The 19,307-nt window shown below is 71.4% G+C and carries 20 protein-coding genes; 10 read left to right on the top strand and 10 right to left on the bottom strand.

Going from position 1 to position 19,307, the window contains the following annotated elements; translation table 11 throughout:
* Positions 1–49: 49 nt before the first annotated feature.
* Positions 50–295 carry a hypothetical protein gene (locus MFF64_RS23645; protein WP_099904842.1) on the top strand — a complete coding sequence of 82 codons (246 nt, stop codon included), beginning with the start codon at positions 50–52 and terminating at the stop codon, positions 293–295.
* A gap of 79 nt (positions 296–374) precedes the next feature.
* On the opposite strand, the gene MFF64_RS23640 is transcribed toward MFF64_RS23645, so the two are convergent.
* From MFF64_RS23640 to MFF64_RS23620, 5 genes are all read right to left on the bottom strand, one after another.
* A complete protein-coding gene (locus MFF64_RS23640; protein ID WP_099904840.1) occupies positions 375–584 on the bottom strand; it encodes a hypothetical protein in 210 nt (69 codons plus the stop codon).
* A gap of 38 nt (positions 585–622) precedes the next feature.
* Positions 623–1,006: a DUF6481 family protein gene (locus MFF64_RS23635; protein WP_207768164.1), complete on the bottom strand. Its 384-nt coding sequence runs from the start codon at positions 1,004–1,006 to the stop codon at positions 623–625.
* Between the two features lie 3 nt (positions 1,007–1,009).
* A complete protein-coding gene (locus MFF64_RS23630; protein WP_165795783.1) occupies positions 1,010–1,165 on the bottom strand; it encodes a hypothetical protein in 156 nt (51 codons plus the stop codon).
* 154 nt (positions 1,166–1,319) lie between these two features.
* Positions 1,320–1,529 (bottom strand): cold-shock protein, encoded by a 210-nt coding sequence (locus MFF64_RS23625; protein ID WP_099904838.1) that lies wholly within the window; start codon positions 1,527–1,529, stop codon positions 1,320–1,322.
* A 351-nt stretch (positions 1,530–1,880) separates the two neighbouring features.
* Positions 1,881–3,029, bottom strand: coding sequence for an oxidoreductase (locus tag MFF64_RS23620; RefSeq protein WP_238192579.1), 1,149 nt, complete (start codon positions 3,027–3,029; stop codon positions 1,881–1,883).
* Between the two features lie 818 nt (positions 3,030–3,847).
* Between MFF64_RS23620 and MFF64_RS23615 the strand changes: the two genes are divergently transcribed.
* Entirely contained in the window at positions 3,848–4,354 is a 507-nt protein-coding gene (locus MFF64_RS23615; protein WP_099903061.1) for a L,D-transpeptidase, read from the top strand.
* 7 nt (positions 4,355–4,361) lie between these two features.
* Here the strand turns inward: MFF64_RS23615 and MFF64_RS23610 are convergent, their stop codons facing one another.
* The 3 genes from MFF64_RS23610 to MFF64_RS23600 form a co-directional block, all read right to left on the bottom strand.
* Complete coding sequence (locus MFF64_RS23610) at positions 4,362–4,700, bottom strand: cupin domain-containing protein (RefSeq protein ID WP_099903059.1); 339 nt, start codon at positions 4,698–4,700, stop codon at positions 4,362–4,364.
* 108 nt (positions 4,701–4,808) lie between these two features.
* Positions 4,809–5,183: a PH domain-containing protein gene (locus tag MFF64_RS23605; protein WP_099903057.1), complete on the bottom strand. Its 375-nt coding sequence runs from the start codon at positions 5,181–5,183 to the stop codon at positions 4,809–4,811.
* 10 nt (positions 5,184–5,193) lie between these two features.
* Positions 5,194–5,394 carry a DUF1674 domain-containing protein gene (locus MFF64_RS23600; RefSeq protein WP_099903055.1) on the bottom strand — a complete coding sequence of 67 codons (201 nt, stop codon included), beginning with the start codon at positions 5,392–5,394 and terminating at the stop codon, positions 5,194–5,196.
* A gap of 161 nt (positions 5,395–5,555) precedes the next feature.
* On the opposite strand from MFF64_RS23600, the gene MFF64_RS23595 reads away from it, so the two are divergent.
* From MFF64_RS23595 to MFF64_RS23575, 5 genes are all read left to right on the top strand, one after another.
* Positions 5,556–6,890 (top strand): RsmB/NOP family class I SAM-dependent RNA methyltransferase, encoded by a 1,335-nt coding sequence (locus MFF64_RS23595; RefSeq protein ID WP_238192578.1) that lies wholly within the window; start codon positions 5,556–5,558, stop codon positions 6,888–6,890.
* 221 nt (positions 6,891–7,111) lie between these two features.
* Positions 7,112–8,824 carry a heparinase II/III family protein gene (locus tag MFF64_RS23590; protein WP_099902320.1) on the top strand — a complete coding sequence of 571 codons (1,713 nt, stop codon included), beginning with the start codon at positions 7,112–7,114 and terminating at the stop codon, positions 8,822–8,824.
* Between the two features lie 149 nt (positions 8,825–8,973).
* Positions 8,974–10,119 (top strand): GGDEF domain-containing protein, encoded by a 1,146-nt coding sequence (locus MFF64_RS23585; RefSeq protein WP_099902902.1) that lies wholly within the window; start codon positions 8,974–8,976, stop codon positions 10,117–10,119.
* 233 nt (positions 10,120–10,352) lie between these two features.
* Positions 10,353–11,381, top strand: coding sequence for an aldo/keto reductase (locus MFF64_RS23580; protein WP_099902900.1), 1,029 nt, complete (start codon positions 10,353–10,355; stop codon positions 11,379–11,381).
* 166 nt (positions 11,382–11,547) lie between these two features.
* The gene (locus MFF64_RS23575; protein ID WP_238192577.1) at positions 11,548–13,962 is read left to right on the top strand and encodes an MHYT domain-containing protein; all 2,415 of its coding nucleotides are present in this window, start codon (positions 11,548–11,550) and stop codon (positions 13,960–13,962) included.
* Between the two features lie 237 nt (positions 13,963–14,199).
* Here the strand turns inward: MFF64_RS23575 and rnhA are convergent, their stop codons facing one another.
* Positions 14,200–14,931 carry a ribonuclease HI gene (rnhA, locus tag MFF64_RS23570; protein WP_099903993.1) on the bottom strand — a complete coding sequence of 244 codons (732 nt, stop codon included), beginning with the start codon at positions 14,929–14,931 and terminating at the stop codon, positions 14,200–14,202.
* A gap of 249 nt (positions 14,932–15,180) precedes the next feature.
* On the opposite strand from rnhA, the gene MFF64_RS23565 reads away from it, so the two are divergent.
* The 3 genes from MFF64_RS23565 to MFF64_RS23555 all read left to right on the top strand — a co-directional run bounded on the left by MFF64_RS23565 (position 15,181) and on the right by MFF64_RS23555 (position 17,914).
* Positions 15,181–16,581, top strand: coding sequence for a nucleobase:cation symporter-2 family protein (locus tag MFF64_RS23565; RefSeq protein ID WP_099903995.1), 1,401 nt, complete (start codon positions 15,181–15,183; stop codon positions 16,579–16,581).
* Positions 16,582–16,608: 27 nt separating this feature from the next.
* Positions 16,609–17,445, top strand: coding sequence for a factor-independent urate hydroxylase (gene pucL / locus MFF64_RS23560; protein WP_099903997.1), 837 nt, complete (start codon positions 16,609–16,611; stop codon positions 17,443–17,445).
* A 76-nt stretch (positions 17,446–17,521) separates the two neighbouring features.
* Positions 17,522–17,914, top strand: a complete 393-nt coding sequence (locus MFF64_RS23555; protein ID WP_099903999.1) for a VOC family protein — start codon at positions 17,522–17,524, stop codon at positions 17,912–17,914.
* Between the two features lie 106 nt (positions 17,915–18,020).
* Here the strand turns inward: MFF64_RS23555 and MFF64_RS23550 are convergent, their stop codons facing one another.
* Entirely contained in the window at positions 18,021–19,157 is a 1,137-nt protein-coding gene (locus tag MFF64_RS23550) for a carboxylate-amine ligase (protein ID WP_238192576.1), read from the bottom strand.
* Between the last annotated feature and the right edge of the window lie 150 nt (positions 19,158–19,307).

Here is a 19,307-nt window from a genome sequence, read left to right as displayed (position 1 = left end):
GTCTGCCGGCATAGCGTTGTTAGCCCCAGATGAACTGAGGAGATCACTCATGCGGACGATATTCGCTGCTGGAACTGCTGCCGTCATCCTGGCCGGTTTCTCGGTCTCGGCAATAGCCGAGGAGACCACCGTGATCCATCGCGACCGGGCTCCCGGCATCGCGGTCGAGCATCGCGAGGGTGTCGTCGAGCGCCGCGAGATCACCACCGGCAGCGTCGATTGCGGCTCGAAGACCGTCCACAAGGAGGACGGCATGGGCAATTCCAAGACCGTCCACAAGGAAGGCTGTAACTGAGGCTACGGCGCCTCCGAGACCGGCAGCGGGCCGTACGGCGGCCCGCTTGCCGCACGTGCGTCGACGAAGGCCGCCCGGATCAGGGGAGGGCGACGATCTCGCTCTCCCGGACCGCGCGCTCGCCCTTGGGCGAACGGATGCGGTAGGCTGCCTCGCCGCTACGGTCCTCGGGCATCAGCCGCACGATTTCGAAGGCGTCCAAGAGGGCATCCATCTCGCCGGCATACCCGTTGGTTGATCCGGACCGCACCATCCGCACGCGCTGATGCAGCTTGAACTTGTAGGACATCGCGAAATTTCCTCCGAGATACGGCGCCGGTTGGCCGCTCAGCCCCGCTGGCGCGCCTTGCGGGCGGCGTAGCGGGCGTCGCGTGCGGCCTTCTGGTCGGCCTGCCGCGTCTCGGCGGCCCGCGCAGCCTCCGCGGTGCGCTCGATCTCTTCGGCCATCGCGATCTCGCGCTGGCGGATCTCCTCGGCCTTCGCCTCGGCGTCCCGAGCGATTCGTGCGGCCTCCTGCGCCGCCTTCTCGGCCTCGCGCTCGGCAAGGCGGGCGGTCCGGGCCGCGGCGACGGCCTGGCGCTCGGCGCGCCGTGCCGCCAGGGCCGGATCGTCCTCGGCGCTGCGTGCCTGGAAGCGGGCGAGCGCCGCCTGCCGGGCCGCGGCGGCCGAATTCAGCCGGTCCCCCAGCGGCGCTTCCTTGAACTTGCCCATCGCTCAGACCCGGCTCAGGGCGAGGGAGCGGATCGGGCGCGAGAACCGGTCGGCGAGGTGCCAGTGCAGCTCCCGGACCGAGTGATAGCGGTAGGTCCGGTCGATCAGGTGGCTGACGTCACGGCGCTGGTCGTCGACCTGCTGCCAGATCTGCTGCACCTGGAACGTCGCGGGCTCACGCGCCGCGACGGGATTGGAGACAAGAGAACTAAAAGTAAAATTCACCCAGAAATATCCGTTGGAGGTCGGGCCCGCGCCGGTGACGCAGGGCGAGAGATGCGGATGGCAAGACCCGCATCTCGTCATCTCACGCTCAGGCGGCGCGCAGGTTGCCGGCGGATTGCTTGCCGCTGCGGCGGTCGGTCTCCATCTCGTAGGAGATCTTCTGCCCCTCGGACAGGCTCTGCATGCCCGACCGCTCGACGGCGGAGATGTGCACGAAGACGTCCTTGCCGCCGTCATCCGGTTGGATGAAGCCGAAGCCCTTCTGGACGTTGAACCACTTCACGGTACCGATGTTCATTGCCGTATCCATAGTCTGAAAGCGTATCCAAGAGCTCGGCACGCGATCAGCGGTGCCGAGGCTCGTATCAATCGACAGGTTTGGAGCGAGTGGCAGAGCGTGGTCCGGCGTGAACGCCAGAGAGGCTCGGTAATCAGGCCAAAAATCGATGCCACATCATTAATTCAGATGCTGCCAGAGAGCAAGCGAGACGGGAAAATATTTATCAGATTTATTTTGCGGCGCCCTGATCATCGTAGAAATCTTGGCATCAAACGGCCGAAACCGGTCCGAATTCATCAGCTAAAGCGCTGGTCGAGATCACGAATCCAGCGCCTCGCGGGCGCCCCGGCGGGGCGCCGCCGGAGAGGCTCACGCCGCGCCGCGCGCAGCCCCCGGGGCGGGCCAGCCGATGCAGGCCTCGTGGGCGCGGAAGTTGCGCAGCCACCAGCCCCAATCCTCCGGCACCAGCGAGAACGGGTCGGGATGCGCCAGCTCCCGCGCCGCCCAGACCGGCCAGTGCGGGTTCGACAGGGCCGGACGGCCGAGGAAGACGAGGTCGATCAGCGCGTCGCGGATGACCTGGTCGGCCACCGCCGGCAGGCCGAGATTCCAGCTCACGCCGACCGGGATCCCGACTTCGCGCCGCACCCGCGCGCCGCGCTCGACCATGAACGACATCCGGGCGAAGGGCGGGTCAGTCATCTCGTCGGTGTTGAAGCCGATCGAGAGGTCGGCGAGGTCGAGGCCGTGCGCCTTCATCCGGCCGACAGCCACCACCGCCTCGTCGAATTGCACGCCGTCCGGGTGGAGGTCGTCGGAGCCGAGCCGCATGGTGAGGGGCAGGCGCTCGGGCCACACCGCCCGCACGGCGTCCAGGGCCTCGATGTGGAACCGCAGCCGGTTGTCGAGGTCGCCGCCATACTGGTCGGTGCGCTGGTTGGCGAGGGGCGAGAAGAAGCTCGCGCCGAGATAGCCGTGGGCGAAGTGCATCTCCAGCCACTCAAACCCGGCTTCCAGCGCCCGGCGGGCGGCGTCCGCGTAGGCGCGGTGGATGCCCCCGATCTCCGCCACCGTCAGTTCCTCGACCGGGTAGGTATAGCGGCCGCCGTAGGAGATCGGGGAGGGGGCCTTGAGCTGCCAGCCGTCGGGATGGTCGGGCGGCAGCTGCAGCTTGCCCTCCCAGGGCTTCTGCTCGCTTCCTTTCCGCCCGGTATGCCCGAGCTGGATCGCCGGCACGCCGCCCATCTCCCGGATGATGCGGGTGACGCGAGCGAGGCCCTCGATGTGCCGGTCGTCCCAGATGCCGGCGCAGGCGCTGGTGGTGCGGCCCTCCGGGGTGACCGCGATCTGCTCGGGGAAGACGAGGCCGAACCCGCCTGCCGCCCGCGAGCCGTAGAGCATCACGTGATAGTCGCCCATCGCCCCGTCGACCGAGCGATGCATGGTCATCGGCGACATCGCAATCCGGTTGCGGAGCGTGACGTCCTTCAGGGTGAAGGGGCTGAACAGATCGGGCATGCGGCCTCGCCGAACGGGACAGGCCACGCGCGGTGCCTCCGCGGAAGGCCACGCTCAAAGGGGTATGACGCCGGGTGGAGGGCCGGCAAGGGAGCGTAGCACAAAACGGCGATCCGTCGCGGGGGCGCGCGACAAGGCGCGTACGCAACCCCCTTCTGCGACGCGGCTGTCCGGCGAAAATTGACGCGTAGGATCTGGCGGGGGGGGGCATGCCCCCGAGCCTGACGGAGCAGCGGCTGTTTTCTTGTTGTCGAGACACGGACAACGGGTCCAGGGCATGCTCTCCCTGCCTATCCTCTCCCGCCAGCCGTCGGCAGCCATCGATCGCACCGCCTTCGCGCAGCGCGCGGTGCGGGCCAAGGCCCACGGCAAGTGCCTTGGCCCGTGGGATCACCTCGTCGTCGCGATCATCGCCCCGCTCAGCCGCGCCACCAGCGATCCCGACACCCGGCAGGCTGCCGCTCCGGGGATCACCGATGCCACCGTCGACGACACTCGGATCGGGCGAGCGATCACGCTGCAAGCCGGACGGATCGACGTCGTGCGGCAGGGCTTGGTCGAACCCTGCCACCTCGCCGGGCCCGGCCACCGCCGCCCCGACGGGAGCTCGCTCCCGCCCACCGTGCTGTCGACCTCGGAGCTTTCCCCGGACAGCCGTGGCCGAGGGCGGGAGGTTCGGGTCGGTGCACACCATCCCTTAACGCTCCCGCTCGCCACCCTCCTCTTCACCCCCCGGCAAGCATCTTTGCCAACCGGAACGACAGGTTTCCCGGCGGATTATCACGTGGCTCATAAGGTCACGCTCGAGGACCGCAGGGATGCACAAGCAGAGTGGATGGGCCGCGGCGATGATCGTCGCGGTGACGATGGCGGCCGGGCCGGCCGCGTCGCGGGAACTGGTCGCCTTCGATGCGGCGGCGGAAGCCGGCACGGTGGTGGTGCGGACCACCGAGCGGCGGCTGTACTTCGTCAACGGCGACGGGACGGCGATCCGCTATCCCGTCGCGGTCGGCAAGGTCGGCAAGCAATGGACCGGCTACGCCCGCATCGACGGGAAATACCTCCGGCCAGCCTGGTCGCCGCCCGACGAGGTGAAGCGGGACAATCCCCGCCTGCCGGACGTGATTGCCGGCGGCTCGCCGAGCAACCCGATGGGGGCGGCGGCCCTCACCCTGGACCGGGGCGAGTACGCGATTCACGGCACCAACCGGCCGGGCTCGATCGGCACCTTCGCGTCCTATGGCTGCATCCGCATGTACAACCAGGACGTGGCCGACCTCTACGGCCGCGTCCAGGTCGGCGCCACCGTGGTGGTGACGCGCTGAACGTGCCTCAGCCCTCGCGCCCGTGCACCTGCGCGGGCGGCGAGGTCGCCTCGACGGCGGTGAAGGTCTCGAGGATGCGGTAGGTGTGCTCGGCGCCCGCCGGCACCAGCCAGGAATCGCCCGGCTCCAGCCGCACGGTCTGGCCCTCGACCACCAGCTCGGCCCGGCCCGCGATCACGTAGCCGACGGTCTCGTAGGTGCGGGCGGCCCTCGGCTTGTCGTCGGTGGGCGGCTCGTCGACCCACAGCCGCATCGCGACGTGCTTGCCAGAGGCGAGGTAGCGCTGGCCGTCCGGCCCCTGGGGCGACTGCGCGCCGGACACCTTCTTGATCGTCGTGTCGCCCATGATCCTGCTCCTGTCGGGGGACGTCTCGTCCTTGTCGGGGACTTCCTGTCCTTGTCGGGGACTTCGCGACCCCAACGGGAGCGGGTGGCAGGCGTTCCGGATCTCCCGTCAGCGGAGTGACGCGGCGATCGCCCGCTGGATGCCGCGGATGTCGGCCCCGCGCTTCAGGGTGCGGGAAATCGGGTCGGGCCGGCCCGAGACCCAGATCGTCAGTTCCGAATCGAGGTCGAAATTGCCCGCATTCTCAATCGAGAACGAGGTGATCGCCCGGTAGGGCACCGTGAGGTAGGAGACCTTGCGGCCGGTGACACCCTGCTTGTCGACCAGGATCATCCGCCGGTCGGTGAACACCATGAGGTCGCGGATCACCCGGAACGCCACCTGCACCATCTCGCCCGGGACCAGCATCCCGTCGAGTTCCTGCGCCACCGCCTCCGGTGCCGCGTCGCTGCCATGGCCCAGCAGGCCGTCGAGCAATCCCATCGTCGCCCCCTCAGAAGTCGGTCGCCAGGCCCTTCACTTCCCAATCGTCGTAGCGCACCGGCTCCAGGCCGCCGCGCCCGTTGATCTCGCGCTCGCGCCGGATCTCCTCGGCCCGGGCGTCGATCTCGGCCCGCCGCGCCTCGGCCTCGGCGAGGGCGCGCTGCGCGGCCGGCGACAGGGCCTTGCGGGAAGGGGATTCGCTCTCGCTCATCGATCGACTCTCGATTGCTCCAGGTCGTCCTGGTCGTCGTCGCGGCGCTTGCATCTCGGGCGGCCGGATGCCACCCCGGAGCACGAGGCCGCCGATCCCTCCGAGGTGGAGGGCGCGAGCGGCAGCGTCAAGGTCCGCGCCGGGGGCGCGGTGGAGTGAGGATGGACGGACAGCAAAACGAGGTCGCCGGGCTGCCGGCGCGGCGCCTCGCCTGGGGGATCGTGGCGGACCTGCTCGGCAAGAACCGCGGCACGGCCCTCGAGGACGTGATGGAGCCGGCGGCCCACCGGGCTGCCTTGCCGCCGCAGGATGCGGGCCTCGCCCGCGCCATCGCCACCACGACCTTCCGGCATCTCGGGGTGATCTTCCATGCTCTCGACCAGCGCCTGGCGAAGGGCCTGCCGGAGGACCAGCCGGGCCTCGTCGCGCTGCTCGCCACTGGGGCTGCGCAGATCCTCTACCTCAACGTTCAGGACCACGCCGCCGTGGACCTGGCGGTGCGCCTCGCCAAGGCCGAGCCCGGCCTGCAGCACCTCGCCGGCCTCGCCAACGCGGTGCTGCGCCGGATCGCCCGCGAGCGCGACGCGATCCGCCAGGAGGGCGACGCCGACCCCCTGCACCTGAACACGCCGGGCTGGCTCGCGCGGCGCTGGATCGCGGTCTACGGCGCGGAGACGGCCCGGGCCATCGCGGCCGCCAATGCCCGCGGGGCGGGGCTCGACCTCACCCTGCGCCCGGGCGCCTCGATCCCCGATCGGTTGGACGGCCGGCGCCTGCCGGGATCCTTGAGCCTGCGCCTCGACGATGCCCGCACCCCGGTGCCGGAGCTGCCCGGCTTCGCGGACGGCGCCTGGTGGGTCCAGGACGCCGCGGCGGCGCTGCCGGCTCACCTCCTCGGGGTCAAGCCCGGCGAGCGGGTCGCCGATCTCTGCGCCGCGCCGGGCGGCAAGACCGCTCAGCTCGCCGCCGCGGGCGCGCAGGTGCTGGCGGTCGACCGCTCGGCACCCCGCCTGCGCCGGCTCGAGGCGAATCTCGCCCGCCTCGGTCTCTCGGCGGAGGTGCGGGCCCTCGACGCTCTTGCGCTGCCGGAGGACCAGCCCTTCGACGCGGTACTGCTCGACGCGCCGTGCAGTGCCACCGGCACGGTGCGGCGCCACCCGGACGTCGCCTGGTCGAAGCGCGAGAGCGACCTTCCCCGCCTCACCGCGCTCCAGGCGAAGCTCCTCGACAAGGCGGCGCGTCTTGTCCGCCCGGGCGGGCGTCTCGTCTACTGCACCTGCTCGCTGGAACCGGAGGAGGGCGAGGCGCAAGGAGAGGCCTTCCTGAAGCGCCATCCGGATTTCGCCCGGCGCCCGATCGCCCCCGAGGAGGTCGGCGATCCCGCCCTCGTCACCGCGACGGGCGACCTGCGCACCCTGCCGTCGCACTGGCCCGAGGAGGGCCGCGGCGGGCTCGACGGCTTCTACGCGGTGCGGCTGGAGCGCAAGGGCACGTGAGGAAGCGGCACGTGAGGAATCTGTTCACGGGGCGATCCGGCGGTTTGACCCCGCGGCGATCCTTGACCATTCCTTGACGAGCGTGGCCGCTCAATGTCGGCCCCTTCGGCGGACTTGCGTTGGCACGCCAACGCTTCGTCCGCCGAGGTCCTTGTTTTGCCGCAGGTTTTCGTCGCAGAACCGGCGGCCATGGTGGCGAAGCCTGCGGAGCGGGAGGTGGCGTGGGTTGGGGGCCTGACCGCTGGCGATTCTACCGGCTCGTCGGGCACGAGGCGGGGCGCGTCCTGCGGGGCGCTGCCGTGCGCGCGACCTCGCGCCCCTCGGCACTGGCCCGCCTGCGCCCCACCGGCCTCGTCATCGCGCCGCAGGACCTGCGCACCAGCGACGCGACCATCGCGGCCGACATCTATGCCGGCCTGTTCGTGTTCGCCGGCCGAGCGCTCGCCACCGGCGGGCGCTCGCCGTTCGACTTCGCGCCGCCGTCGAGCCAGTGGGGCGAGGAGCTCTACGGCTTCGGCTGGCTGCGCCACCTGCGCGCCGCCGAGAGCGCGCTGGCGCGCTCCAATGCCCGCGCCTTCGTGCAGGACTTCATGGCCGGGCGCGGCGACCAGGCCCTGGCCCAGCGTCCCGCCGTGGTCGCCCGGCGGCTGATCTCGCTCCTGTGCCAGTCGCCCCTGGTGCTGGAGGGGGCGGATCACGCCTTCTACCAGGCCTTCCTGAAGCTGATCGGGCGCTGCACCCGCACCCTCGACCGGGCCCTGCGACGCGGCGTCATGCCCCGCGGCCGGCTCGTCGCGGCGGTGGCGCTCACCTATGCGGGCCTGTGCTGCGAGGGGTTCGAGCCGGTCCTGCGCCGGGGCACGCGGCTCCTCAACCGCGAGCTGACGCGCCAGATCCTGCCCGATGGCGGCCATCGCAGCCGCGATCCGGGCTTCGCCAAGGACCTGCTCCTCGACCTGCTGCCCCTGCGCCAGAGCTTCCTGAGCCGCGACATCGCCCCGCCGGAAGCCCTGCTGAACGCCATCGACCGGATGCTGCCGCTCCTGCGCCTCCTCCGCCACGGCGACGCCTCGCTCGGCCACCACAACGGCATGGGGGCGACCGCCGCCGACCAGCTCGCCACCCTGCTGGTCTATGACGGGGCGCTCGCCAAGCCGCTGATGCACGCGCCCCATTCCGGCTATGCCCGCCTCGAGGGCGGGGGCGGCACCCTGGTGGTGGCGGATATCGGCGCGGCGCCCCCGCCGGCCTACTCGGCCGCGGCCGGGGCCGGCTGCCTGTCCTTCGAGCTGTCCTGCGGGCCGCAGCGGCTGGTGGTGAATTGCGGCATGCCGGCGACCGGCGAGGAGATGCGCGAGCTCGCCCGCACCACCGCCGCCCATTCCACCGCCTGCCTCGCCGATTCGTCCTCCTGCCGCTTCCTCGCCCTGCCGCAGCCGGGCCTGATCCACCCGCTCGCCGCCTGGCTGAAGCGCCGGATGGGGCCGATCGTCGTGCGCGGCCCGGCCGAGGTCACGGTCGAGCGCGGGACCGACGCGGCCGGTGCCGCCGTGCTCGCCGCCCGGCACGACGGCTACGCCCCGACGCTCGGCCTCCTCCACGAGCGGCGCTGGCGCCTGCATCCGGACGGCGCCCTTCTGGAGGGACATGACGGCTTCGTGCGCGATCCGGCCGGACGGGGCGGTACGGCCGAGGCGGCGATCCGCTTCCATCTCCACCCGACCGTGCGGGCGAGCCGGGTCGGGCGCGGCGTGCGGCTCGCCGGGGCCGGCGCGCCCTGGCTGTTCGAGGCCGACGAGATCGACCCGGTGATCGAGGAGAGCGTGTTCTTCGCCGCCCTCAACGGTGCCCGTCGCACCGAGCAGATCGTACTCCATCTCACGGCCGCCGACGGGACCCGGGTGGCCTGGCGCTTCCGCCGCCTGGCGGATTGAGCCCGCCTGTTAGTTTTTGAGCCGCCGCGCAGCCGGCAATTTTCCTCTTCTCTCACCCGATTGAGGGTTTCGCGGCGACGAATGAACATTCTTCGGGCATTCGGCCGTGCTACAAACCGTGCCGAGCGACGCCGGGCGGGAATCACGGGATGAAGCTGGACGCGCCGACCCTGGTGGCCGTGACCGTCTTCGTGATGGTCGTGATGGGAGCGCTGTACCTCCTGTCCTGGAGTCAGGCCAGGCAGACCCGGGCCCTCGGCTTCCTCGGTGCGGCCCAGATCGTCGGCGCCGTCGCGGTCACGCTGTTCGGCCTGCGCGACGTCATCCCGGACTGGCTGTCGATCGGGCTCGCCAACGCGATGATGCTCGCGGCCTACGGGCTGATCTGGGGCGGCGCCCGCTCGTTCGAGGGACGGCGCGTCCCGCTCCTCTGGATCGCCGCCGGCCCGCTCGTCTGGCTCGCCGCCTGCCTGGTGCCGCCCTTCTACGCCTCGCTCGGGGCGCGGGTGATCCTCTCCTCCGCGATCGCCGGCCTGTCCTGCGCCCTCGCCGCCCGCACCCTCTGGCACCATCGCGGCGAGAGGCTGCCGTCGCGGGCGCCGGCGGCGATCCTGCTCGCCAGCGAGGCGCTGCTGATCTGGACGCGGATCCCCGCCACCCTGGTCCTGCCGGCGCCGCCGACCGGAACCCCGGGCCAGACCTTCTGGGTGGCGGTCCTGTCCTTCGTCGCCCTGCTCTACACCGTGGCGATCTCGGTGCTGTTCATGGCGATGGCGAAGGAGCGCCTGGAGGCCGAGCAGCGCCGCGTCGCCGAGACCGACCCGCTCACCGGCGTCGCCAACCGCCGGGCCCTGGCGTCCGCGGCCCGCCGCGCGCGCAGAGCCGGGCCGACCGCCCTGCTGCTGTTCGATCTCGACCACTTCAAGCGGGTCAACGACACCTACGGCCACGCCGTCGGCGACGCGGTGCTGATCGGCTTCTGCGCCGCCGCCCGCCAGATCCTGCCGGAAGGGGCCGCGTTCGGACGCCTCGGCGGGGAGGAATTCGCCTGCCTGCTGCCCGGCGCCGGCACGGCCGAGGCGGCGGCCACCGCCGAGACCGTGCGCCTCGCCGTGGCGGCGATGCGCCCCGACCCGGTGCCGGGCCTCGCGGTCACGGTGAGCGTCGGGGTCGCCCGGGGCACGGGAGACTTCGACGCCTTGCTCGCCCTCGCCGACCGGGCGCTGTACCAGGCCAAGGCACAGGGGCGGGACCGGGTGGAGCTCGCCGCGCCGGAGCTGCGGCAGGTGGCGTGAGGCGGGGAGTCGATCGGACAACCCGGCAGGGCTCTCCGGGGACGTGAAACGGCGCAGGACTTCCCCTCTTCCCGAACAGCCCCGTCTCCCCTGGGAGGAGGGAAGCCGCCGATCTCCCCGGCGCATCCCCACCCCGGCGCCCGACCGGCTTGTCGTCGCCTCCCAGGCTCCTAAGACACCTCCATCCCATGACACCCGGGCACGCCGCCCGGCGCCAGATGAGGGCTCAACCCATGGAATATCGGCAGTTCGGGCGGTCCGGCCTCAAGGTTCCGGTCCTGAGCCTCGGCACCGGCACCTTCGGGGGCAGCAACGAGTTTTTCCAGCGCTGGGGGCAGACGGACGTCGCCGAGGCGAGCCGGATGGTCGACCTGTGTCTCGATGCCGGCGTCACCTTCTTCGACACCGCCGACATCTACTCGCAGGGCGCGTCTGAGGAGATCCTGGGCCAGGCGCTCAAGGGCAAGCGCGACCGGGCGCTGATCTCCACCAAAGCGACCTTCCCGATGGGCGAGGGGCCGAACGACAAGGGCTCGTCGCGCTACCACCTGGTCCGCGCCTGCGAGGCGAGCCTGCGCCGGCTCGGCACCGACCATATCGACGTCTACTTCATGCACGGCTTCGACGCGCTCACCCCGGTCGACGAGACCCTGCGAGCCCTCGACGACCTCGTCCGGGCGGGCAAGATCGGCTATATCGGCGCCTCTAACTTCTCCGGCTGGCAGCTGATGAAGGCGCTCGCGACCTCCGAGCGCTACGGGCTCGCCCGCTACGTCGCCTATCAGGGCTATTACTCGCTGGTTGGCCGGCACTACGAGTGGGAGCTGATGCCGCTCGGCCTCGACCAGGGCGTCGCCCTCATGGTGTGGAGCCCGCTCGGCTGGGGTCGCCTCACCGGCAAGATCCGCCGCGGCGCCAACACCAGCGGGCGCATCGCGTCCGGCGGCGCCGAGGGCGGGCCGCCGGTCGCCGACGAGGCCCTGTTCCGGGTCGTCGACGTCCTCGACGAGCTCGCGGCCGAGACCGGGCGCAGCGTGGCCCAGGTGGCGCTCAACTGGCTGCTCAGCCGTCCGACGGTCGCCAACATCGTGGTCGGTGCCCGCAACGAGGAGCAGCTGAAGCAGAATCTCGGCGCCGTCGGCTGGACCCTCGACCCCGCCCAGATCGCCCGCCTCGACGCGGCGAGCCAGGAGACGCCGATCTATCCTTACTGGCATCAGAAGGGCTTCGACGAGCGCAATCCGAAGCCGACCACCTGGTAGCTCCGCAATCGTGGGACGATCAAATGCGATTGCGCAACTCCCAATTCGTGCGTCGCGCGGGTTTGCGAGCTGCGGTATGAGATAAGGTGCGAAGCTCCCCGGCTCGGTCGAGCCGGGGTCGGACGCATCCGCTCCGGCGGCCGTCCATGCGAGTTCAAGGTGCCCGATGGCGCATGCCGGCGTCCACGATCCCGTCCTCGTCACCCTCTCGATCGCGATCGCGATGCTGGCGTCCTTCGTGGCGCTGGATCTCGCCGGCCGGATGAAGGCCGCGACCGGCTGGGCCCGGCGGGCCTGGCTGATGACCGCCGCCCTGGTGCTCGGCGGCGGCATCTGGTCGATGCACTTCGTGGCGATGCTGGCCTTCCGCCTGCCTGGCCTCGAGATCACCTACGACCTCGGCCTGACGCTGCTCTCCCTCGCGCTCCCGGTCGCCGTGACGGCGTTCGGCCTCGCCGCCGTCCAGGGACCGAAAGCCGGCCCGGGGAGGATCGTCGTGGCGGGCCTGGGGACCGGGCTCGGCATCGTGTCGATGCACTATACCGGCATGGCGGCGATGCGCCTTCCCGCCTCGCTCCATTACGATCCGGCCTGGGTCGCCGCCGCGGTGCTGATCGCGGTAGGGGCCGCCACGGTGGCGATCCGGCTGGCGCTCGGCGAGAGCGGGCTCGTCTTGAGGATCGCGGCCTCCGTGGCGATGGGCCTCGCCATCGCGGGCATGCATTACGCCGCCATGCAGGGCCTGCACGTCTCTCAACCCACCGGGGCGGACCAGTCCGGGGCCGGAGCGGGGTTCGACCAGGTCCGCCTCGCCGTCGGCGTCACGGCGGTGACCTTCCTGGTCTTCACCCTCGCGCTGCTCGCCGCCGCGATCGACCGCCGCGTCTCCCAGCGCGCTGCCCGCGAGGCCGCGGCGTTGCGCGCCAGCGAGGAGCGCTACCGCCTGCTCCTCCAGAGCGTGACCGACTACGCGATCTTCATGCTCGACCGCGACGGCGTGGTCGCGAACTGGAATTCCGGCGCGCGCCGGATCAAGGGCTACGAGGCCGGCGAGATCGTGGGCACCCACTTCTCGCGCTTCTACACCGACGAGGATCGGGCTTCCGGCGTGCCGGCCCGGGCGCTCGCCACCGCCGCGGGGAGCGGGAAGTTCGAGGCCGAGGGCTGGCGGGTGCGCCGGGACGGCACGCGGTTCTGGGCGAGCGTCGTGATCGACCCGATCATCGGCGAGGATGGCAGGCTCGTCGGCTTCGCCAAGGTCACCCGCGACATCACCGAGCGCAAACGGGCGCAGGAGGCCCTGGAGCAGGCGCAAGCCGCGCTCGCCCAGGCACAGAAGATGGAGGCGGTGGGCCAGCTCACCGGCGGCGTCGCCCACGACTTCAACAACCTGCTGATGGCGGTGCTGGGCAGCCTCGAATTGCTGCGCAAGCGCCTGCCCGACGATCCCCGCCTGCTGCGCCTGCTCGACAATGCCGTGCAGGGCGCCGAGCGCGGCGCGGCCCTCACCCAGCGAATGCTCGCCTTCGCCCGGCGCCAGGAGCTCAAGCCCGAGGCGGTCGACCTCGCGCGCCTGGTGCGCGACATGACCGACCTGTTGCAACGCTCGATCGGCCCGGCCGTGCGGATCGAGACGCGCTTCCCCCTCGGCCTGCCACCGGCCCTGGTCGACGCCCACCAGCTCGAGCTCGCGCTCCTCAACCTCGTGGTCAATGCCCGCGACGCGATGCCGGAGGGCGGCACCGTCACGATCGCGGCCCGGCTGGGTCAGGAGGCACCTGAGCAGGAAGCACTTGGGCAGGAGGCACTTGGGCAGGAAGCACTTGGGCAGGAAGCACTTGGGCAGGAAGCACTTGGGCAGGAGCATTCGGCCGGGGAGAACACGCCCATGCTCTGCCTCTCGGTCACCGATACCGGCACCGGCATGGACGCGGCGACCCTCGCCCGGGCGCAGGAACCGTTCTTCACCACCAAAGGCGTCGGCCGGGGCACCGGCCTCGGCCTCTCGATGGTGCATGGCCTGGCGGCGCAGTCGCAGGGCCGCCTGGTGCTGCGCAGCCGGCCGGGCACCGGGACCACGGCGGAGATCTGGCTGCCGGTGGCGGCGCCGGATGTCGCCGCCACCGCGGCACCGGGCGAGGCGCCCTTCCGCTGCGGCGTCTCCCGCACCCTGGCATCGCAGGTCGTCCTCGTCGTCGACGACGACCCGCTGGTGCTCGAGAACAGTGCCGCGATGCTGGAGGATCTCGGCCACCGGGTGATCGAGGCCCGCTCCGGCCAGGAGGCGCTGGAGCTGATGCGCCGCGCCCGCACCCTCGACCTGGTCCTCACCGATCACGCCATGCCGGAGATGACCGGCCTCCAGCTCGCCGCCCGTATCGCGGCCGAGCGGCCCGGTCTCAAGGTGATCCTCGCCACCGGCTATGCCGACCTCGCCCCGGATGAAGCCGCCCGCCTGCCGCGGCTGGCCAAGCCCTACGATCAGGCGACCCTCGCCCGGATGATCGAGGCGGTGGTGCGGGGTGCGGAGAAGGGCGGCGGCGGGGACGAGACCGTGGTACCGTTTCCGAAGAGCGCGTGAGGGGTATTTCCGTTCGCGATTCTGCGACCGGCCGGTCGTTCCGGGTCCGCGCGACGAAGCCCGGAATCCGGAACCGGAGGCGTGGACGCATCAGGCGGAAAGCGCCCCGCATTCTTCTGGTCGCCGGCGTGTCTGGATCCCGGGCTCCGCTGCACGGGCCCGGGACGACCGTGTGACGCCGATGCGATGCGGCCAGTCAGGCGCGCTCCAGCCGTCGAAGCCGGCCCGGCCCCCCGCTCACGCCGCCGGCATCTTCCGGGCCTTGGCCTCGCGCAGCAGCGCCAATCCGTCGGGTCCGAGATCGAGCGCGAGTCGCAGCACCTCGTCGGCATAGGCCTGCGGCGTGGTGCCGGCCTGCTTCGCCGCCCGCGCGAGGCGCAGGCCCAGCGCCCCCTCGACCGGGATCGAGGTGCCGCGGGGCGCCGGCTCGGCCGCGGGAGAGGACGGCGATGCCGGGGCGGCCGGGGAGACGGCCGCGGTCATGGTGGGCGTCATGACGGGCGGCGTCTTGGCCGGCGCGATGTCCGGGCGGGGCGGCAGCCCGAGGGCCTGGCGCCTCCCTTGCGCCGCCAGCCGGTCGGCGCGCTCGTTGCCGGCCTCGCCGGCATGGCCCTTCACCCAGACCCAGCGCACGTCGCGCCGCGCCGCCAGCTCGTCGAGGCGCTGCATCAGCTCGACGTTCTTCACCGGGCCGGTCGTGGTGCGCCAGCCCTTGAGCTTCCAGCCGCGGATCCACTCGGTGACGGACTTCACCACGTACTGGCTGTCGCAGCGCATCTCGATCGCCGCGCCCTCGGGAAAATGCTCCAGCGCCCGGATCGCCGCGGTCAATTCCATGCGGTTGTTGGTGCTCTGCGGGTCGCCCCCGCACAGCTCGACGGTGCCCTCCGGCGCCTGGATCACCACGCCCCAGCCGCCCGGGCCGGGATTGGGATCGCAGCCGCCGTCGGCGTACACGATGGTTCGCATGGCTGCCTTTGCCTGAACGTCATAACGGAACGCGGCCGTTCCCCGAATCGGGGTGCCGGCCGCGTGGGCAGTGTCGGCCCGGAATGGTGAACAAATACCCAGGCGCGCCCATCCGCAACCCGGACGGGCACTGGCACGGCGCTTGCGGCTCCCGCAGGATGCGCGATGATGAGGCGCCGGCGCGACGCAGGGACGTCGCAGTCGGTCTACCCGCGCTGCCCTCGGAAACGCGAAGAAGAGACGCGACCCATGCCAGTCGAGCACGCCGATGCCGTCGAGGAGATGCTGCCGCCGGCCCGCCTCGTGCCACTCGCGGTGCAGCACGTGCTGGTGATGTATGCGGGCGCCGTGGCGGTGCCGCTGATCATCGGCCGGGCGCTCGGATTAGGCCCCGAAGAGGTCGCATTCCTCATCAGCGCCGACCTGTTCGCCTGCGGCCTCGCGACCCTGATCCAGTCGGCGGGATTTCCGGGCGTGGGCATCCGCCTGCCGGTGATGATGGGCGTGACCTTCGCGGCGGTCGGCCCGATGCTGTCGATGGCAGCCACGCCCGTAATCGGGCTCCTCGGCATCTACGGCTCGGTGATCGGTGGGGGCGTCTTCGGCCTCCTGGTCGCGCCCTTCGTCAGCCGCCTCCTGCCGCTGTTCCCGCCGGTCGTCACCGGCACCATCATCCTGGTCATCGGCATCTCGCTGATGCGGGTCGGCATCAACTGGGCCGGCGGTGGCCAGCCGACGCTGACGAAGATGATCGATGGCGTGCCCGCCGCGGTCCCGAACCCGAACTACGCGCAGGCGGGCGGCCTCGGCATCGCCCTCCTGGTGCTCCTGACGATCCTGGCCCTGATCCGCTGGGGCCGGGGTTTCCTCGCCAACGTCGCGGTGCTGCTGGGCATCGTCGCCGGCTCGGTGCTCGCGGCGTTCCTCGGCCTCATGCATCTCGACAAGGTGGCGGCGGCGCCCTGGTTCGCCCCCGTCCTGCCGTTCCATTTCGGCTGGCCACAGTTCCACCTGGTGCCGATCGCCACGATGTGCGTGGTGATGATCGTGGTGATGATCGAATCGACCGGAATGTTCCTGGCGCTCGGCGAGATCACCGGCCGGCCGGTCTCGCAGAAGGACCTTGCCCGGGGCCTGCGGGCCGACGGCCTCGGCACGCTGCTGGGCGGCATCTTCAACACCTTCCCGTACACCTCGTTCTCGCAGAATGTCGGCCTCGTCGGGGTGACGGGGGTGCGCTCGCGCTACGTCACGGTGGCGGGCGGGGTCATCATGCTGGCGCTCGGCTTGGCTCCGAAGATGGCCGCCCTCGTCGAGGCGGTGCCCCAGGTGGTGCTCGGCGGCGCCGGCCTCGTGATGTTCGGCATGGTGGCGGCCACCGGCGCGCGCATCCTCACGGCGGTCGATTTCCGGGGCCAGCCGAAGAACCAGTTCGTGGTGGCGATCGCGGTCGGCTTCGGCATGATCCCGCTGGTGGCGCCGACCTTCTTCCGCAACCTGCCGCACGCGCTGCACCCGCTGCTCGAATCGGGCATCCTGCTCGCCTCGATCGTCGCGGTCGTGCTCAACGCCTTCTTCAACGGCGTCGGCAGCACGGAGCAGGCGGGCCGGGACGCTTCCGCTGCGGCGGCCGCCGCCGAACACGTCTGATCCGAGATCCATTTCCACGAGGTACCGATGACCCTGCTGCACAAGACCTACGGCAAGGGCCGGGTGCGGGTGATGCGCGTCCACCGCGACGGCGACCGGCACGAGGTGCGCGAGCTGACCGTGAAGGCGATGCTGACCGGCGCCTTCGACCGCACCTTCACCCACGCCGACAACAGCCAGACCGTCTCGACCGACACGGTCAAGAACGTGGTCTACATCGTCGCCCGGGAATGCCCGACCCTGCCGGCGGAGGCGTTCTGCCGCGCGGTGGCGCAGCGCCTCCTCGACAGCTACCCGCAGATGGAGACGGCCACCGTCACCGGCCACGAGACCCGCTGGAACCGCCTCGCGGTGGATGGCACGGCTCACGCCCACACCTTCACGCTGGACGGCAACGGCCAGCCCTTCGCCCGGGTCGCGCTGTCCCGCGACGGTGCGGTGGTGGAATCCGGCCTGTCGGGCTTCACCTTCCTGAAGAGCACGGAATCGGGCTGGGCCAACTACGTCAAGGATCCCTACACCACGATCCCCGAGACCCACGACCGCATCGCCGCCACCAGCATGGAGGCCTCCTGGCGCTGGACCTCCGAGCCCGCCGATTACGAGGCCGCCAACGCCCGCATCCTGGATACCCTGCTCCGGGTGTTTGCCGGCAGCTACAGCCACAGCCTGCAGGACAGCCTCTACCGCATGGGCACGGCGGCCCTGGAGGCGGTGCCGGAGATCGAGACGATCACGCTCGCCTGCCCGAACAAGCACTACCTGCTGGCGAACCTGTCTCCGTTCGGCCTCGACAACCCGAACCAGGTATTCATCGCGACCGACGAGCCGCACGGGCAGATCGAGTGCACGGTGGGACGGTGAGGCGCATCGCGCCATCACGGGCCGCTCAACGGGCTGCTCGACGCGGCATCGCCTCCGCACCGAGGGAGACCGACGCGTGCTGGATCATCTTGCCATCGATGTGTCCGACCTCGCCCGCAGCCGGCGCTTCTACGCCGCGGCCCTCGCTCCGTTAGGCTACGTCGTGCGACGGGACGAGATCGCCTCGGTCGGGTTCGGCGTGGTCGAGGGCAGGGGACGATCGCTCGATCCGGGCGGGGATTTCTGGATCGCCGTGGGCGCTCCCCCCGCTCCGCACGTTCATTTCGCCTTCAGCGCATCGTCCAGGGCAGCCGTGGATGCCTTCTTCGCCGCTGCGCTCGAAGCGGGCGGCGTGGACAATGGCCGCCCGGGCCTGCGTCTGCGCTACCATCCGAACTACTACGCGGCCTTCGTGATCGACCCGGACGGCTACAACATCGAAGCCGTCGGTCACGAGGCCTGCGACTGATCGATCGACGCGACCGCCGCGCACTCGCCGTCGGAACCGGTCGGCCGGAACTTGGGAACGGCTTCGTGCCGTCGGCGGCATCGCCACGCTCGATCCGTCCGACGCCTCAATGCCGGGTCGGGTTCGCTCCCACCGTCTCGGCCGTGAGCCAGTCGACCACCTCGGCCAGTGCCTCCCGCGGCGGCAGGCCGCGCCCCTGCGCTTCGGTGAACAGGGCAAGCTGGCGGTCGGCACTGGTGCCGCGGGCGACGATCCAGCGCGCGAGGTCGAGCTCGGCCTCGCAGGCGAGCGCCCGCGCATCCTCGGCGACCAGCGCCAGGGTCTCGGCGAGCACCGTTGCCACCGGCCGCGCCGCCCGCGTCGTCTCGCAGACGAAGCTGCCGTGGATGCCGTAGCGCTGTGCCCGCCAGCAATTCTCCGCCGCGATCGCCTGCGAGGCGCCGGTGAGGTCGCGGTGGCGCTCCGCCTCGCGGGCGAGGCGGCGCACCAGGCAGCGGTAGAGCGCCGCGATGGCGAGTGCGTCGTCGAGGCGGGTGCAGCTGTCGGCGATGCGCAGGTCGAGGCTCGGGGTCGTGGGCGAGGGGCAGATCACCCACCAGACGTGGCGCGGGTCGTCGATGGCGCCCGTACCCACCACCGTGTCGAGGTAGCGGGCGTAATCCGCCTCGTCGCGGAAGAGCGGCGGCAGGCCGCTGCGGGGCAGCTCCCGCGCGGCAGCGAGGCGGTAGCCGAGGAGCCCGGTGCGCTGCGCCTGCCAGAACGGCGACGAGGTCGAGAGGGCGAGGAGCAGGGGCAGGAAGGGCTGCATCCGGTTCATCAGATCGACCCGTGACACGCCCGAAGGCACCCCGACCCCGACGCTGAGCCCGCAGACCACGTTGCGGCTGCCGACCATCTGGAGGTCGCGCAGCACCCGGCCGCGGGCGGCCTGGTCGCGCGGGCGCACCCGGCTCCACAGGGCGAGCGGATGAGTGCCCGAGGCCATCAGGGCGAGGCCGCGGGCGGAGGCCAGCGCGCCGATGCCGCCGCGGAGCCCGGCGAGCGCGCGGCGCGCCTCGCCAAGGTCGCTGACCGGATCGATGGACCAGACCAGCTGCGGCTCCATCAGCTCGGTGCGCACCTGCGGGTAGGTGGCGCGGCAGGCGGCCAGGAAATCGCGGGTGCGGGCCCGGGCTGCGTCGCGCTTGCCCGCATCGTTGATGAACACCTCCTCCTCGAGGCAGACGTCGAATTCCGCTCGCATACGCAACACCTCCGGCAACAGCGGGCCGCGACGCGCCGACGACCGTCAGCCGCGAATCGGCTCACGGCCGCGGGGCGGCTCCGTGATTCAGCGCTTGGATTGCGGCGCAAGCCTGGCCAGGCGGCGCCGCGAAACAGGGTGGATCAGGCC

It is taken from the genome of Methylobacterium frigidaeris, from assembly GCF_022179185.1.
Lineage (GTDB): Bacteria > Pseudomonadota > Alphaproteobacteria > Rhizobiales > Beijerinckiaceae > Methylobacterium > Methylobacterium frigidaeris.
The sequence above is the reverse complement of the archived record's forward strand: the minus strand, read 5'-3'. Positions and strand labels throughout refer to the sequence as shown.

What these genes read in the sequence shown, in the direction of transcription:
- MFF64_RS23645 (WP_099904842.1), top strand. Translation starts at nt 50, where the DNA reads ATGCGGACGATATTCGCTGCTGGAACTGCTGCCGTCATCCTGGCCGGT.
- MFF64_RS23640 (WP_099904840.1), bottom strand. Translation starts at nt 584, where the DNA reads ATGTCCTACAAGTTCAAGCTGCATCAGCGCGTGCGGATGGTGCGGTCC.
- MFF64_RS23635 (WP_207768164.1), bottom strand. Translation starts at nt 1,006, where the DNA reads ATGGGCAAGTTCAAGGAAGCGCCGCTGGGGGACCGGCTGAATTCGGCC.
- MFF64_RS23625 (WP_099904838.1), bottom strand. Translation starts at nt 1,529, where the DNA reads ATGAACATCGGTACCGTGAAGTGGTTCAACGTCCAGAAGGGCTTCGGC.
- MFF64_RS23620 (WP_238192579.1), bottom strand. Translation starts at nt 3,029, where the DNA reads ATGCCCGATCTGTTCAGCCCCTTCACCCTGAAGGACGTCACGCTCCGC.
- MFF64_RS23615 (WP_099903061.1), top strand. Translation starts at nt 3,848, where the DNA reads ATGCACAAGCAGAGTGGATGGGCCGCGGCGATGATCGTCGCGGTGACG.
- MFF64_RS23610 (WP_099903059.1), bottom strand. Translation starts at nt 4,700, where the DNA reads ATGGGCGACACGACGATCAAGAAGGTGTCCGGCGCGCAGTCGCCCCAG.
- MFF64_RS23605 (WP_099903057.1), bottom strand. Translation starts at nt 5,183, where the DNA reads ATGGGATTGCTCGACGGCCTGCTGGGCCATGGCAGCGACGCGGCACCG.
- MFF64_RS23600 (WP_099903055.1), bottom strand. Translation starts at nt 5,394, where the DNA reads ATGAGCGAGAGCGAATCCCCTTCCCGCAAGGCCCTGTCGCCGGCCGCG.
- MFF64_RS23595 (WP_238192578.1), top strand. Translation starts at nt 5,556, where the DNA reads ATGGACGGACAGCAAAACGAGGTCGCCGGGCTGCCGGCGCGGCGCCTC.
- MFF64_RS23585 (WP_099902902.1), top strand. Translation starts at nt 8,974, where the DNA reads ATGAAGCTGGACGCGCCGACCCTGGTGGCCGTGACCGTCTTCGTGATG.
- MFF64_RS23580 (WP_099902900.1), top strand. Translation starts at nt 10,353, where the DNA reads ATGGAATATCGGCAGTTCGGGCGGTCCGGCCTCAAGGTTCCGGTCCTG.
- MFF64_RS23575 (WP_238192577.1), top strand. Translation starts at nt 11,548, where the DNA reads ATGGCGCATGCCGGCGTCCACGATCCCGTCCTCGTCACCCTCTCGATC.
- rnhA (WP_099903993.1), bottom strand. Translation starts at nt 14,931, where the DNA reads ATGCGAACCATCGTGTACGCCGACGGCGGCTGCGATCCCAATCCCGGC.
- MFF64_RS23565 (WP_099903995.1), top strand. Translation starts at nt 15,181, where the DNA reads ATGCCAGTCGAGCACGCCGATGCCGTCGAGGAGATGCTGCCGCCGGCC.
- pucL (WP_099903997.1), top strand. Translation starts at nt 16,609, where the DNA reads ATGACCCTGCTGCACAAGACCTACGGCAAGGGCCGGGTGCGGGTGATG.
- MFF64_RS23550 (WP_238192576.1), bottom strand. Translation starts at nt 19,157, where the DNA reads ATGCGAGCGGAATTCGACGTCTGCCTCGAGGAGGAGGTGTTCATCAAC.